The organism is Bradyrhizobium sp. USDA 372, from assembly GCF_053629095.1.
On sequence record NZ_JBRJHR010000001.1, the window covers coordinates 4,215,871 to 4,229,118 of the forward strand.

Here is a 13,248-nt window from a genome sequence, read left to right on the forward strand (position 1 = left end):
CTCCCCGGCCCTCTCCCGCAAGCGGGAGAGGGAGCGCACTTCGCGCGTGGCAACGGTGTTACCCCGCCTTGGCCTCAATGGCCGCCATATCGTCGTCCGACAGACCAAAATGGTGGCCGATCTCGTGGATCAGGACGTGGCGGACGATGTGGCCGAGGCTTTCGTCGTGCTCGGCCCAATAGTCCAGGATCGGGCGGCGGTAGAGCCAGACCATGTTGGGCAGCCGCGCCACGTCGCCAAGGCTCTGCTGGGGCAGGCCGACGCCCTGGAACAGGCCGAGCAGGTCGAACTCGCTCTCGCATTCCATCTCGTCAAGGACCTCCTCGGTCGGGAAGTCGTCGACGCGGACGATCACGCCCTCGCAGAGCTTGCGAAAGTCCGCCGGCAGGCGCTCGAACACGTCGTGAGTCATCGCTTCCATCTCGGCGAGCGAAGGCGCTTTCAATTCCGTCCACATGTGCCCCTCATACCGCGGGTTCCGTGGCGATGCATCTGGCTTTATAAGCGGCGAGGTTGACGGGCGCCGCCAAAACGGGGAGCGTGGGGCGGTCAATGGGACGTTTCAGGTGGGCGGAAAAATGCGAGCGAAAACAGCGCTGACTCTACTGTGCATGGGGTTGTTTTCGCAGTTTTGCGTCGGTGCCGAGGCGCAGACAGCCAGTTCCGGACTCCGGATGGCCCAATTGGTCTCGCCGGACGATGTCCCCCCGCCGCGCAAGCGGCCTCCAGCGCGTCTGCGCGTCACGCCCTATTACAGCCCGGATGGCGTCTATCCCCGCTACAATCCCGGCCCCGACGCGGTCCGCGTCTGCAACGCCACCTATGTGCAGGAGTACCGGCCGAGCGGCACGGTGATCGTGCCGCGCGTGAGCTGCTACTGGCGCCGGGGCTGACCGTCGATGCCCGCGCCAGCGAGCTTCGCGGTGGCCTCGTGAGGGCCATGATGGCGAGATGGATCGCATTGGCAATTGCCGCCGCGCTTGCCGCCGGACTGCCTTGCGCGTCCGCCGCGCCAAGGGCGACGATCCCGGAGGCGTCGGCAGGGATCGCGGTTTTCGATGTGCGACGACACGCGCGGACATATGACATGGCGCGGCCTGCCGTACGCCGCGATCCGCGCTACTACGCGCGCCCTGTCTACTATCGTCCCTATCCCTACGGCGTGCCGGCGCCGTTCGTCTTCAGCTACGGGCCCTTCTGGTAAGGCGCCGCCTTGGACCGCCGGCTTTGTGATCGTGCGAGGCACGGCGTCGCATCGCGGCGCCGCGTGTCGTTCATTCATGGCGCGTTCACATCGCTGTCCGCAACTTAATCCCTGGAGCGACTGCAATTGAACAGCAATGGCGCGGCCGAGACGTCGCAGCTCTGCCGTCCGGGTTCAGGGAGGATTTCACGCTGATGATATTGGGTCGTCGGGCCAGCCCGATGCGCCTGCTTGGGCTTGCGGCCGCCGCGACGCTGATGCTGTCGGCCGGCAGCGCGCGTCGCGCTGAAGCGCTCACCTTGATCAATCCGGCGACGTCGCCGGTAACGAAGGCCGCAACCGACGATCTCGTCACGCAGGTTCGCCATGGCGGGCACGGCGGACATGGTGGTGGGCATTTTCACGGCGGAGGTTTTCGCGGTGGCGGGCATATCGGCGGCTTCCGCGGCGGTGGCTTTCATGGCGGCGGCTTCCGCGCCGCGCCGGCCTTTCACGGCGGCGGCATTCGTTACGGCGGATTCCGTCACTACGGCGGCCATCACCGGCACTGGGGCTATCGCCCTTATTACGGCTATCGCCACTTCCACCGGCGCTACTATTACGGCGGCTATTATCCCTACTACCACTATCCGCGCCGCTGCCGGATCATCTGGACCTATTACGGCCCGCGCCGGGTCTGCCGCTGGCCCCGCTGGCACTATCCGTATCGGTATTATTGGTGATGTGAGCTATTCGAGCAGCGTCAAGGCCGGGACAGGCCCGGCCATGACGGAGAGACTTGTTAGAGCCAGTCCTTCAGCTTCCACGACGAAGCCTTCCACCGCATCAGGTTCTCGAGCTTCCATTGCTTGAACATCGCCGGTGGCCAGCGGCTGAGCTTGGAGGTCTCCTCGACCTCCGGCTTGGCGACGATGCGCAATGGCGCCGCGCGCCGGCGGTGCTGGCGCGTCGCTTCGCTGATGAGATCGACATATTCCGGCTTGTTGGCCATGACGTGTCCTCGCGAAACCGTCGCGAGGACACTGTCGGCGCCGCCGATTAACGACGCTTTGCCGCGATCGCTACAATTGCAGGAAGTAGCTTAGCGCCAGTCCCTGACGTCGACGAAGTGACCTGCGATCGCCGCCGCGGCCGCCATCGCCGGCGACACCAGATGGGTGCGGCCCTTGAAACCCTGGCGGCCCTCGAAATTGCGGTTCGAGGTCGAGGCGCAGCGCTCTTCCGGCTTCAGCTTGTCCGGGTTCATGGCAAGGCACATCGAGCAGCCCGGCTCGCGCCATTCGAAGCCGGCCTTGATGAAGATCTTGTCGAGACCCTCGGCCTCGGCCTGCTCCTTCACGATGCCGGAGCCCGGCACGACCATGGCGTTGACGTTCGCCGACACGGTCTTGCCTTCCGCGATCTTCGCTGCCGCACGCAAATCCTCGATGCGGCCGTTGGTGCAGGAGCCGATGAAGACGCGGTCGAGCTTGATGTCGGTGATCTTCGTCCCCGCGGTCAGGCCCATGTACTTCAACGCGCGGTGCTTGGAGATGCGCTTCGCCTCGTCCGCGATCTTGTCGGGATCGGGCACGATGCCGGTGACCGAGATGACGTCCTCAGGCGAGGTGCCCCAGGTCACGATCGGCGGCAGCTTTGCCGCATCGAGGCGCAGCTCGTGGTCGAAATGTGCGCCGTCGTCGGAGCGCAGCTTCTCCCAATAGCGCATCGCCGCGTCCCAGTCCGCGCCCTTCGGCGCCTTCGGGCGGCCGCGCAGGAAGTCGAACGCCTTCTGGTCGGGCGCGACCAGGCCGGCGCGCGCGCCGCCTTCGATCGACATGTTGCAGACCGTCATGCGGCCTTCCATCGAGAGCGCGCGAATCGCCTCGCCGGCGTATTCCAGCACGTAGCCGGTGCCGCCGGCGGTGCCGATCTCGCCGATGATGGCCAGAATGATATCCTTGCCCGTCACGCCCTCCGGCAGTTTGCCGTCGACGGTGACGCGCATGTTCTTCGCCTTCTTCTGGATCAGCGTCTGCGTCGCGAGCACGTGCTCGACCTCGCTGGTGCCGATGCCGTGCGCGAGCGCGCCGAACGCGCCATGCGTCGAGGTGTGGCTGTCACCGCAGACGATGGTGGTGCCGGGCAGCGTAAAGCCCTGCTCGGGGCCGATGACGTGGACGATGCCCTGACGCTTGTCGAACTCGTTGTAATATTCGATGCCGAATTCCTTGGCGTTCTCCGCCAGCGCCTTGATCTGCTCGATGCTTTCAGGATCGGGATTCGGCTTGGTGCGGTCGGTGGTCGGCACGTTGTGATCGACGACGGCAAGCGTCTTCTCGGGCGCATGAACCTTGCGCCCCGTGGCGCGCAGGCCTTCGAACGCCTGCGGCGAGGTCACCTCGTGCACCAGATGGCGATCGATGTAGAGCAGGCAGGTGCCGTCCTCGGCTTCGTGCACCAGATGGTCGTTCCAGATCTTGTCGTACAGGGTGGTCGGCTTGGACATGAGCTCGAGCTCCGAAGAATGTGTGTCAGCGATGAGCGCGGCAGAGCGCGCGGGCAACAAAAATCGTCAGCGCAGCCTTCAGGCTGCGCGGCTAAGCTCTGACGTTGCCGAGGTCGCGAAGCGTCCGAAGAACCGGCCAGGCAGCCGCGAGCGATCGTCGATGACGATGCGCCGGACGGGTGCGAAGCTGGTCGGATCTGGAAACATTCTAGAAGCTATATAGCACGCAGCGATAAAAGCGCGAGAGCTTAGCTGCGTCGTCATTGCGAGGAGCCCTTGCGACGAAGCCATCCAGACTGTCTCCGCGGAAACACTCTGGATTGCTTCGCTGCGCTCGCAATGACGAGGTCGGGGAGGGCGTCCGGCCAAACAAAAAAGCGCGGAGCCGAGCCCCGCGCTTTCGAAAGACTTGCCTGGTGACGAAGCTTACTCGCCGACGGCAGCAGCGCGGTCCTGCTTCTCGACGATGCGGGCCGACTTGCCGCGAAGGTTGCGGAGATAATAGAGCTTGGCGCGACGCACCTTGCCGCGGCGCACCACCTTGATCGAGTCGATCATCGGGGAGAGCAGCGGGAACACGCGCTCGACGCCCTCGCCATAGGAGATCTTGCGCACGGTGAAGCTCTCGTTGAGGCCACCGCCGGAACGGCCGATGCAGACGCCCTCATAGGCCTGCACGCGGGTGCGGTCGCCTTCGACGACCTTCACGTTGACGATCACGGTGTCGCCGGGGGCGAATTCCGGGATGTCCTTGCCGGCGGACAGCTTGTCGAATTGCTCCTGCTCGAGCTGCTTGATCAGGTTCATGGGTAAATCTCCATCGGCGCGCCCAGCCTTTAAGAAACGGGGGCTGCGTGAAATTCGTCTATCCAGCCATTGCGGATTTGGCCGCTCCTATAAGGCAAGCCGGAGCGTTTGTCACCCGTCTGTCTTGTTTTTTGGCGTTTTTTGGCCGCTCCCCCGATTCGCGGCCTTTTCCCACAAATCCGGACGCCGGGCGGCCGTCAGGGCCTCGGATTCCGTCCGCCGCCACGCCGCCACCTTGGCGTGGTCGCCGGAGGTGAGGATGGCAGGGATCGGAACCCCCTCGAACAGCTGCGGGCGGGTGTATTGGGGGTACTCCAGCAGGCCGTCCGAAAAGCTTTCCTCGGTTCCAGAGGCTTCCTTGCCCATCACCCCCGGCAGCAGCCGGACGCAGGCGTCGATCAGGGCCATGGCTGCGATTTCGCCCCCGGACAGCACGTAATCGCCGATCGAGACCTCCTCCAGGTCCCGGGCGTCGATCACCCGCTGGTCCACCCCCTCGAACCGCCCGCAGACGATCAGGGGGCCGGGGCCGCGGGCGAGCTCGGTGACGCGCGCCTGGGTCAATGGCCGACCGCGCGGGCTCATGAGGAGGCGTGGCCGCTCAGGCACGATCCCGGCGGCATCGATCGCCGCGGCCAGAACGTCCGCCCGCAGCACCATGCCCGGGCCGCCGCCGGCAGGGGTATCGTCGACGCTGCGGTGGCGGTCGGTCGCGGAGGCCCGGATGTCGCGCGCCTCGATCTGCCAGAGCCCGGACGCGAGCGCCCGGCCGGCGAGGCTCACGCCGAGCGGCCCCGGAAACATCTCCGGAAACAGCGTCAGCACCGTCGCGCGCCAGGGTGAGGGGTTGGTCATGGCCGCTGGTTAGGGCATTGCGGCCGGCAGGTCGAGGCCCTCGCGGGCGTGCTTGCCTAGCTCTTGCGGCCGTACTCGACGACTTCGAGAACGTTATTGATCCGCAGATGGCCGTTCTCCCGTAACACAAAGGTTTTCTTCACCCAATGGTCGATGGCCGGGGTGTACCAGGTCACGGTCGTGATGTCCTGCTTGCGGCTCCGGTCGTTGGTCGGGCGTCTCGAGAGGGTCGTTTCGATCCTGTACGTCTCGAACGTGCCGGCGCGGGTGGTGATGGCCTCCTGGCCGACGACCTTCGAGCGGCCCGAGCGTTTCCAGATGAAGCCCTTGCTGTTGTTGATGTCGTCGGCGGAGATATTCCAGCTATCGCCGGTCTTCAGCGGCGAATGAATGCCCGAGCCATCGCCCGGCTGATACTTCCACTCGCCGTTGTCCTTCAGATTCCACGATCGGTCATAGACGCTCAGGATGTTGGTATCCCTGCCTTCGATGGTGGTGCGGACGCTGATCTCGCTCGGCGAGACCTCGGTGACCATGTGCGTGCGGATCGAGCTGATCTTGCCGCCGATTTCGTCCCGCACCTCGTAGGTCCAGAAATCGCCTTGCAGCGGCTGCTCCATGGCGATGACCGGCTTTGTATCGGCAGGCGGGGGCGATGGTGTATCGTTTGCCGCCCATGCGGAGGTGTTGCCGACAAGCAGGCAAGCGATCATCGTGGCCGCGTAACGAGACATCAGCGTTTTCCCCCAAGGAGTTTCGGTCATTCACGGCGCCTTCGCGTCGGATGTTAGCGGCGACCGTATTCGATCATTTCGAGCGCGCCCCGCTCGCGAACCCTGCCATACGACCTGCTGACATAGGTGCGCTTCACCCAATGATTGATCTCGGGCACGTACCAGACCTGCTGCTCAAACTGGGATTTCTTGGTGGGATCGTTGGTGTTTCGCATCTCGATCGACGTCTCGATCTTGTAGGCCTCGAAAGTGCCTGCGCGGGTGGTGATGCTCTCCTTGGCCGTGACCTTAGAGGTGCCCGTGCGCTTCAGGCTGACACCGGCCGTGCTGTTGGAGCCACTGGACTTGAACGACCAGGACTTGCCGACCGCAAGCGGCATGCGGACACCTGAACCATCGTTTGGCGTGAAGCGCCAGGCGCCATTGTTGATGATGTCCCACGACCGATCGTAGGTCTGGTAGCCGAAACCGGGCTTGCGAGGGTCTCGAACCGGATGCTGATCTCGGTGGCCGATACGTCGGTGATGGTGTGCGTCATGGTTGACTTGAGGTCGCCCGTGATCTCGTCGCGCATCTCGTAGGTCCAGTGGTCGCCGACCTGCGGCTCTTCCATGGCTTCGACGGATGGGGCCTCGGCTGCGGGCGGAGGGCTGGGCGGCGTCTGTGCATGGAGGACGCTTATGGACACGAGCAGGCCGATCGTTGCCAGAGCACAGCAGCGCAGCATGAAATCTCCGGATGTCAAGGAATCGACGGGAGGGGAGGGTGCAACCCAAGCGTGAACCAGCCGGATGCCGAACGCAAGCCCCGTTGTCGGAAATTGTTGGCGAGGCGTTACTGCTCCGTCATGACGACGAAGTGTCGTCCTCGTCCCGATCGCCCTCGATCTCCTGCGGCAGCGCGATCACGACGCGGCCGCCTTTGAGGTCGACCTCCGGCACCACCGCGTTGGAGAACGGCAGCAGCATGGTCGGGCCCTTGAGCGGCGCGATCTCGATGATGTCGCCGGCGCCGAAATTATGGATCGCGAGCACGCGGCCGAGCGCGTCGCCATCAATGGTGACGGCGGCGAGCCCGATCAGATCGGTGTGGTAATATTCGTCCTCGTCCGTCGCGGGCAGTTTGTCGCGCGCGATATAGAGCTCGATGCCGTTGAGGCGCTCGGCCTCATCGCGGCTCGCGACACCCTTGAATGTCGCGACCAGATGATCCCTGGCCTCGCGCACCTGCGCGATCTCGAACTGGCGCCTGCCGTCCTTGGTCGACAGCGGACCGTAGCGGCGAACGGCGAAGGGATCCTCGGTGAAGGTCCACAGCTTGACCGCACCGCGCACACCATGCGCGGCGCCGATCCGCGCGACGCAGACCAGCGCCGACATGATCCAGCCTTACGCCTTGGCGGCGGCTTCGGCCTGCGCCTTGCGCTCCTTGCGCGGCACGGCCTTCTGGGGGTTGTTGCGCGCTTCGCGCTTCGCGACGCCGGCGGCGTCGAGGAAACGCGCGACGCGATCGGACGGCTGCGCGCCCTTGGCGAGCCAGGCCTTCACCTTGTCCATGTCGAGCTTGAGGCGGGTCTCGTTGTCCTTCGGCAGCAGCGGATTGAAATAGCCGAGACGCTCGATGAAGCGGCCATCGCGGGGAAAACGCGAATCGGCGACGACGACGTGATAGACGGGACGCTTCTTGGTGCCTGCACGGGCGAGGCGGATAACGACGGACATTCAGTTCTCCTTGAAAGTGTGGTTTGCAAAGTACGTTTTGTTCGGTTGATTGGTATTCCGCGTCGCCTGAGATGCTGATCATCCCGTGCGACGAATTCCTCATTTCTTCTTGCCCGGGAAGCCGCCGAGGCCCGGCAGCGTCGGCTTGCCGCTCAGCCCGGTCAGTCCGGGAAGGTTCGGCAGGCCCTGGCGAAGCCCGGCCGGCAGATCCTTCGGCAGATTCGGCAGGCCTTGTCCGCCGCCCGCGCCTTGCATCTTCTCCTGCAACGCCTTCATCTCTTCGGGCGAGGGCATCTTCATGCCGCCGCCGAAGCCCATCGCCTGTGCGATGCCGGCGAGCGGGCCGCGCTTGCCCGAACCCATGGCCTTCATCATATCGGCCATGTTCCGGTGCATCTTCAGCAGCTTGTTGACGTGCTCGACGCTCTGGCCGGAACCTGCGGCGATACGCTTCTTGCGGCTCGCTTTCAGCAGGTCCGGATGACGGCGCTCGTCGCGCGTCATGGAATCGATGATCGCGACCTGGCGCTTCAAAATCTTGTCGTCGATGCCGGCCGCCGCGATCTGGTTCTTCATCTTGGAGATGCCGGGCATCATGCCCATCAGTCCGCTGATGCCGCCCATATTGGCCATCTGCAGCAGCTGCTCGCGCATGTCGTTGAGGTCGAACTGGCCCTTGCGCATGCGCTCGGCGGTGCGCGCGGCCTTCTCGGCGTCGATATTGGCGGCGGCGCGCTCGACCAGCGAGACCACGTCGCCCATGCCGAGGATGCGGCCGGCGATACGGTCGGGGTGGAAATCTTCCAGCGCGTCGGTCTTTTCACCGGTGCCGATCAGCTTGATCGGCTTGCCGGTGACCGCGCGCATCGACAGCGCGGCGCCGCCGCGGCCGTCGCCGTCAACGCGTGTGAGCACGATGCCGGTGAGACCGACGCGCTGGTCGAACGAGCGCGCCAGATTCACTGCGTCCTGGCCGGTGAGGCTGTCGGCGACCAGCAGCACTTCGTGCGGGTTGGCCGCCGCTTTGATCGCAGCCGCTTCCGCCATCATCTCTTCGTCGAGCGTGGTGCGGCCGGCGGTGTCGAGCAGCACGATGTCGTAGCCGCCGAGCTTGCCGGCTTCCAGCGCGCGTTTTGCAATTTGCGGCGGCTGCTGGCCGGCCACGATCGGCAGCGTCGGAATGTCGAGGTCGCGGCCGAGCACGGCCAGCTGCTCCATCGCCGCCGGACGGTAGACGTCGAGCGAGGCCATCAGCACCTTGCGCTTGTCGCGCTGGACCAGTCGGCGGGCGAGCTTTGCGGTGGTGGTGGTCTTACCGGAGCCTTGCAGGCCGACCATCATGATCGGCACCGGCGGCACGGAATTGACGTCGATGGTCTGGCCTTCGCTGCCGAGCGTGTTGACCAGCTCGTCATGGACGATCTTGACCACCATCTGGCCGGGGGTGACCGACTTGACGACGGTGGCGCCGATCGCCTGTTCGCGCACGCGCTCGGTGAAGCTGCGCACCACTTCGAGCGCGACGTCGGCCTCCAGCAGCGCGCGGCGCACCTCGCGCATCGCGGCGTCGACGTCCTTTTCGGTCAGCGCACCGCGCCCCGTCAGACGATCGAGAATGCCACCAAGCCGTTCCGACAGATTGTCGAACAATGCCGTTGTCCTCTTTTACCTCTCCCCGCCCGCGGGGAGAGGTCGCCGCGCTCTTCGCGGCGGGTGAGGGGGTACGGGACCATCGACGCGCACCATGCGCGGAGAGAGCCCCTCACCCCGACCCTCTCCCGCAAGAGCGGGGCGAGGGAGAAGTAAGTCCAAACACCTTTGCGCCCGAGGGCGCACAGCGCTGTCGGGCGTTGACCTCCGGTCCTAAGGCCGGTCGGCGGGTCGAAAAGAAAGCCTTTCCGAGAAAGTGGCGGGGTTAAACGCCGCTCCCGCTCAAAAGTCAAGGAAAGTTAGGGTGCCGGCTCGCCCTTGGTAAGGCAAGGTTTTGAAAACGTGATCCTTTTGTCGCGGGTTCCTTTTCCGCCAGCCCCGCCCATATAGGCGGTGATGTCTTACCCTTCCGACCATTCCTAGAAGCCCGCCGTGCCGATCACCCGCCGCCGCCTTTTCGGATTGCTTGCCGGAGCCGGCGCGCTGGTCGGCGTCCCCTCGCTCTGGATGTCCCGCATGAAAACCTATGACGGTCCCGCCTCCGACCATTTCGACGGCCTGACCTTCTTCGATCCGGACGGGTCGCCGCCGAAATCGCTGCGCGAGGTGCTGCGCTGGCAGTTCAGCGGCAAGCGGCGGCGGGCGACCTGGCCGGATTGGGCGCCCAGCCCCCATGCCGATACCCCGCCGGCGCGTGTCGATGGCGACAAGGTGCGGCTCTCCTTCGTCGGCCACGCCAGCTGGCTGATCCAGGTCGGCGGCCTCAACATCCTGGTCGATCCGGTCTGGTCGGAGCGAGTCTCGCCGGTCGCCTGGGCCGGGCCGAAGCGGCACAACGACCCAGGCATCGCCTTCGAGAAGCTGCCGAAGATCGACGTCGTGCTGGTCTCGCACGGCCACTACGACCATCTCGACATCGCGACGCTGTCGCGGCTCACCAAGAATTTCGCCCCGCGCATCGTCACCCCGCTCGGCAACGACGTCACGATGCGCAGCACCGATCCCACCATCAAGGCGGAAGCGTTCGACTGGCACGACCGGGTCGAGCTCGGCGAAGGCGTCGCGGTGCATCTGGTGCCGACCCGGCACTGGACCGCGCGCGGCCTGTTCGACCGCAACAAGGCGCTGTGGGCGAGCTTTGTCCTGGAGACGCCGGCCGGGAAGATCTACGTGGTCTGCGATTCCGGCTACGGCGACGGCCGGCATTTCCGCCGCGTCGCCGAGAAGCACGGCAAGCTGCGCTTGGCGATCCTCCCGATCGGCGCCTACGAGCCGCGCTGGTTCATGCGCGACCAGCACATGAACCCGGAAGATGCCGTGAAGGCGCTGGCCGATTGCGGCGCCGAGCAAGCGCTCGGGCATCATCACGGCACGTTCCAGCTGACGGACGAAGCGATCGACGCGCCGGCGAAAGCGCTGGTGGACGCGCTGGATGCGGCGAAGATCCCGCAGGAGCGGTTCGTGGCGATGATGCCGGGGCAGGTGGTGGAGATTTAGGTCGTGTATCCATAACCCCGGCGGCGTGATGCGACGAAAGCAATCTCCGCTTTGCTCCCATGGCGACAAGTTCGTGCGGCGCTGCGCCGTTGAACCAGAAGGCCCATGACGCAACAAAACACCATGGATTTCTTTCGGTCGGAAGACCTTGATCGATCAATGGATGGAGCCGGCCTGTGGGATTTTTGCTGAGAATTGCGCTTGCAACCGCTCTCGTGAGCCTTGCTCCAGCCGTCGCCCAGGCGAAGAATGCCGTTGCTTCTCCTGCCTTGCAGAAGGAATTCGATGGCTTCATCGAGAAGTTTCGCGCGGCGCTGAAGGCAAACGATCCCGCCGCCGTCGCCGCTATGACACGATTACCGTTCATGAACGACAACGCAATTCGCGACGCCGCGCAATTTGGCGCCAAGACCTATCGGACCTCGTTCACGGCGAAAAATCGCGCGTGTATCCAGCGCGGCAAGGCCGTCTACGATCGCGATGACTATAAGAACGACAATTACTTCGTCTTCTGCGGCGAGCTCATCTTCGTCTTTACCAAGACGCCGGCGGGGTTCCTTTTTACTGATATCAGCGTGAATGATTGATCAGGTGTTGCGCCGACGCGCCTCTTACGAAAGAGGCTACTGCCCCTGCTTGATCGCCCAGCTCACATTCACCGTCACCGTCAGCGTCTCCTCGCCGGGTGCAACGGCCGCAGGCGCCGCCATCGGAGCTGTCGCCATGCGGCCCTTGAACAGCGGCACCGGGCCGCCGCCCTCGGTGACGCTGAGCGGCGCGCCCAACGTAACGCCGGTGGCCTTGGCGTAGATCTCGGCCTTGCGGCGCGCGTCGGCCACCGCCTGCTCGCGCGCATCGTCGAGCAGCTTCGATGCCTGCGTCACCTCGAAGGAGATGTTGCCGATGTCGTTGGCGCCGGCGCTGACCAGCGTGTCGATGATGCCGGCGACCTTGGTCACGTCGCGGATCTTCACGGTGACGCGGTTGCTGGCGCGGAAGCCGACCACGGGCGATGCCCCGGTGGATTTGTTCTGGCCGTATTGCGGCTGCAGCGACAGCCGCGAGGTCTGGTAATCCTTCTCGGCGATGCCTGCGCTCTTCAGCGCCAGCAGCACCTTGCCCATCGCCGCGTTGTTGGCATCGGAGGCTTCCTTCGCCGTCTTGGCGTCGCTGGCGACGCCGGCATCGATTTGCGCGAGATCGGGCGCCGCGGACACCGAGGCTTCGCCGCTCACCGAGATCGCGGAGGGAAAATCGTCGGCGCGCGCCGGCATGGCCAGCAGCGTGGTGGCAAGAACGGCGGCGAGTAGGGCAGGCTTTTTCATCAGTCTCACTTCAGTGGCACGAAAACGTTGATCACGAGCTTGTCCTCAGCGGTCTTGAGCGGATCGGTGAGGTACTCCTCGATGAAGGTGTCCTTGGCTTCCAGCCTCTTGTCGTCGAGGTGGTTGGTGATCGCCTCATAGGTGTTGTCCATGTTGTCGTAGGAGCCGCGATGGACGAATTTCAGCGCCTTGCCTTCAGGCGATTTGCCCACGCTCATGTCCTTGGGCAGGTTCTTCGGGTCCTGCTCGACCGGGATCTCGGCGAGGAAGGTGAAGCCGGTGTCGTCGGTCGAGGTGTAGACGATCATCGAATTGCCTGACGGCTTGATGCCCTGCTTGTCCAGCAGCGTGTTCAGCGCCTTGAAGGCATCGATCAGCGTGTCGAAGGCCGAGTCCCAATTGGCGGTGCCCTTGACCATCACGACCTTCTTGGATTCGAGCGTGGTCTCGAGGCCAAAGGGATCGGCGGTCTGAACCGGGGCGGGCGTCGCGGCGGCGGCCGGGGGCGGGCTGGGCGAGGCGCTGGCGGCGGGTGCTGGCGATGCTGCAGGAGCGGGTGAGGCGCTCGCCGCAGGCGAGGGTGTGGCCGCGGGGGCGGGCGAGGCACTTGCAGCCGGAGCGGGCGAAGCCGACGGGGCCGGCGAGGGACTTGCCGATGCCGCCGGTGCGGGGCTCGGCGTTTGCGCCAGAGCGCCGGACAGCCCAAGCGACAAGGCCGCAGCCGGGATCAGCGCAGCCAAAGCGAGGCGACGAAAACTGGTCATTCTGTTCTCCCCAAGGCCCCGCTTCGTCGGGGCCTGAATTCATCAAGGCCTTACCCACCAAGGCCTTAACCCGGCCGCGCGTCCCGGTTCGCGCGAACCGCGCCGTTCTAACACGCGAGCGCCGAATTCGTCCCATGACAGATGCGTCATGGCAGTCACCTTGGCCCATGTCCCGGTCCGGCTGCAAATCACTGGCCAAGCCG

17 protein-coding genes are annotated in these 13,248 nt (G+C 65.0%); 5 read left to right on the top strand and 12 right to left on the bottom strand.

Translation table 11 applies throughout. The annotated features are described in order from the left end of the window. Positions 1-58: 58 nt before the first annotated feature. Positions 59-457 carry a metallopeptidase family protein gene (locus tag AB7M16_RS19925; RefSeq protein ID WP_453944975.1) on the bottom strand — a complete coding sequence of 133 codons (399 nt, stop codon included), beginning with the start codon at positions 455-457 and terminating at the stop codon, positions 59-61. 154 nt (positions 458-611) lie between these two features. On the opposite strand from AB7M16_RS19925, the gene AB7M16_RS19930 reads away from it, so the two are divergent. From AB7M16_RS19930 to AB7M16_RS19940, 3 genes are all read left to right on the top strand, one after another. Next, positions 612-893, top strand: a complete 282-nt coding sequence (locus AB7M16_RS19930) for a hypothetical protein (protein WP_172789380.1) — start codon at positions 612-614, stop codon at positions 891-893. Between the two features lie 50 nt (positions 894-943). Next, positions 944-1,204, top strand: a complete 261-nt coding sequence (locus AB7M16_RS19935; protein ID WP_172789381.1) for a hypothetical protein — start codon at positions 944-946, stop codon at positions 1,202-1,204. A gap of 194 nt (positions 1,205-1,398) precedes the next feature. Then, a complete protein-coding gene (locus AB7M16_RS19940; RefSeq protein WP_453944976.1) occupies positions 1,399-1,926 on the top strand; it encodes a hypothetical protein in 528 nt (175 codons plus the stop codon). 59 nt (positions 1,927-1,985) lie between these two features. Here the strand turns inward: AB7M16_RS19940 and AB7M16_RS19945 are convergent, their stop codons facing one another. The 9 genes from AB7M16_RS19945 to ffh all read right to left on the bottom strand — a co-directional run bounded on the left by AB7M16_RS19945 (position 1,986) and on the right by ffh (position 9,459). Further along, positions 1,986-2,195 carry a hypothetical protein gene (locus AB7M16_RS19945; RefSeq protein WP_027573016.1) on the bottom strand — a complete coding sequence of 70 codons (210 nt, stop codon included), beginning with the start codon at positions 2,193-2,195 and terminating at the stop codon, positions 1,986-1,988. A 90-nt stretch (positions 2,196-2,285) separates the two neighbouring features. Further along, a complete protein-coding gene (leuC, locus tag AB7M16_RS19950) occupies positions 2,286-3,692 on the bottom strand; it encodes a 3-isopropylmalate dehydratase large subunit (RefSeq protein WP_172789383.1) in 1,407 nt (468 codons plus the stop codon). A 426-nt stretch (positions 3,693-4,118) separates the two neighbouring features. Next, positions 4,119-4,499, bottom strand: a complete 381-nt coding sequence (gene rplS, locus AB7M16_RS19955) for a 50S ribosomal protein L19 (protein WP_036008895.1) — start codon at positions 4,497-4,499, stop codon at positions 4,119-4,121. A gap of 111 nt (positions 4,500-4,610) precedes the next feature. Next, entirely contained in the window at positions 4,611-5,354 is a 744-nt protein-coding gene (trmD, locus tag AB7M16_RS19960; protein WP_453944977.1) for a tRNA (guanosine(37)-N1)-methyltransferase TrmD, read from the bottom strand. 56 nt (positions 5,355-5,410) lie between these two features. Continuing rightward, on the bottom strand, positions 5,411-6,088 hold the full coding sequence (locus tag AB7M16_RS19965; RefSeq protein WP_453944978.1) for a hypothetical protein: 678 nt from the start codon (positions 6,086-6,088) through the stop codon (positions 5,411-5,413). Between the two features lie 53 nt (positions 6,089-6,141). Further along, entirely contained in the window at positions 6,142-6,468 is a 327-nt protein-coding gene (locus AB7M16_RS19970; RefSeq protein ID WP_453944979.1) for a TapB family protein, read from the bottom strand. A 465-nt stretch (positions 6,469-6,933) separates the two neighbouring features. After that, positions 6,934-7,467 carry a ribosome maturation factor RimM gene (gene rimM, locus AB7M16_RS19975; protein WP_453944980.1) on the bottom strand — a complete coding sequence of 178 codons (534 nt, stop codon included), beginning with the start codon at positions 7,465-7,467 and terminating at the stop codon, positions 6,934-6,936. Positions 7,468-7,476: 9 nt separating this feature from the next. Then, positions 7,477-7,809, bottom strand: a complete 333-nt coding sequence (gene rpsP, locus AB7M16_RS19980) for a 30S ribosomal protein S16 (protein ID WP_172789386.1) — start codon at positions 7,807-7,809, stop codon at positions 7,477-7,479. A gap of 99 nt (positions 7,810-7,908) precedes the next feature. Continuing rightward, on the bottom strand, positions 7,909-9,459 hold the full coding sequence (gene ffh / locus AB7M16_RS19985; protein WP_271510434.1) for a signal recognition particle protein: 1,551 nt from the start codon (positions 9,457-9,459) through the stop codon (positions 7,909-7,911). 432 nt (positions 9,460-9,891) lie between these two features. Between ffh and AB7M16_RS19990 the strand changes: the two genes are divergently transcribed. Beyond that, on the top strand, positions 9,892-10,956 hold the full coding sequence (locus tag AB7M16_RS19990) for an MBL fold metallo-hydrolase (protein WP_453944981.1): 1,065 nt from the start codon (positions 9,892-9,894) through the stop codon (positions 10,954-10,956). 176 nt (positions 10,957-11,132) lie between these two features. Further along, positions 11,133-11,543: a hypothetical protein gene (locus AB7M16_RS19995; protein ID WP_453944982.1), complete on the top strand. Its 411-nt coding sequence runs from the start codon at positions 11,133-11,135 to the stop codon at positions 11,541-11,543. A 36-nt stretch (positions 11,544-11,579) separates the two neighbouring features. Here AB7M16_RS19995 and AB7M16_RS20000 read toward each other — a convergent pair whose 3' ends face one another. Together AB7M16_RS20000 and AB7M16_RS20005 are read right to left on the bottom strand one after the other, a co-directional pair. After that, on the bottom strand, positions 11,580-12,281 hold the full coding sequence (locus AB7M16_RS20000; protein WP_453944983.1) for an SIMPL domain-containing protein: 702 nt from the start codon (positions 12,279-12,281) through the stop codon (positions 11,580-11,582). A gap of 5 nt (positions 12,282-12,286) precedes the next feature. After that, positions 12,287-13,045: a GyrI-like domain-containing protein gene (locus tag AB7M16_RS20005; RefSeq protein ID WP_453944984.1), complete on the bottom strand. Its 759-nt coding sequence runs from the start codon at positions 13,043-13,045 to the stop codon at positions 12,287-12,289. Positions 13,046-13,248 lie beyond the last annotated feature (203 nt).

Excerpts from the sequence above, each read along its gene's own strand:
- AB7M16_RS20005 (WP_453944984.1), bottom strand. The coding sequence starts at position 13,045 with ATGACCAGTTTTCGTCGCCTCGCTTTGGCTGCGCTGATCCCGGCTGCG.
- AB7M16_RS19965 (WP_453944978.1), bottom strand. The coding sequence starts at position 6,088 with ATGTCTCGTTACGCGGCCACGATGATCGCTTGCCTGCTTGTCGGCAAC.
- AB7M16_RS19970 (WP_453944979.1), bottom strand. The coding sequence starts at position 6,468 with ATGCCGCTTGCGGTCGGCAAGTCCTGGTCGTTCAAGTCCAGTGGCTCC.
- rplS (WP_036008895.1), bottom strand. The coding sequence starts at position 4,499 with ATGAACCTGATCAAGCAGCTCGAGCAGGAGCAATTCGACAAGCTGTCC.
- AB7M16_RS20000 (WP_453944983.1), bottom strand. The coding sequence starts at position 12,281 with ATGAAAAAGCCTGCCCTACTCGCCGCCGTTCTTGCCACCACGCTGCTG.
- rpsP (WP_172789386.1), bottom strand. The coding sequence starts at position 7,809 with ATGTCCGTCGTTATCCGCCTCGCCCGTGCAGGCACCAAGAAGCGTCCC.
- rimM (WP_453944980.1), bottom strand. The coding sequence starts at position 7,467 with ATGTCGGCGCTGGTCTGCGTCGCGCGGATCGGCGCCGCGCATGGTGTG.
- AB7M16_RS19925 (WP_453944975.1), bottom strand. The coding sequence starts at position 457 with ATGTGGACGGAATTGAAAGCGCCTTCGCTCGCCGAGATGGAAGCGATG.
- AB7M16_RS19945 (WP_027573016.1), bottom strand. The coding sequence starts at position 2,195 with ATGGCCAACAAGCCGGAATATGTCGATCTCATCAGCGAAGCGACGCGC.
- AB7M16_RS19935 (WP_172789381.1), top strand. The coding sequence starts at position 944 with ATGGCGAGATGGATCGCATTGGCAATTGCCGCCGCGCTTGCCGCCGGA.
- AB7M16_RS19930 (WP_172789380.1), top strand. The coding sequence starts at position 612 with ATGGGGTTGTTTTCGCAGTTTTGCGTCGGTGCCGAGGCGCAGACAGCC.
- AB7M16_RS19940 (WP_453944976.1), top strand. The coding sequence starts at position 1,399 with ATGATATTGGGTCGTCGGGCCAGCCCGATGCGCCTGCTTGGGCTTGCG.
- leuC (WP_172789383.1), bottom strand. The coding sequence starts at position 3,692 with ATGTCCAAGCCGACCACCCTGTACGACAAGATCTGGAACGACCATCTG.
- trmD (WP_453944977.1), bottom strand. The coding sequence starts at position 5,354 with ATGACCAACCCCTCACCCTGGCGCGCGACGGTGCTGACGCTGTTTCCG.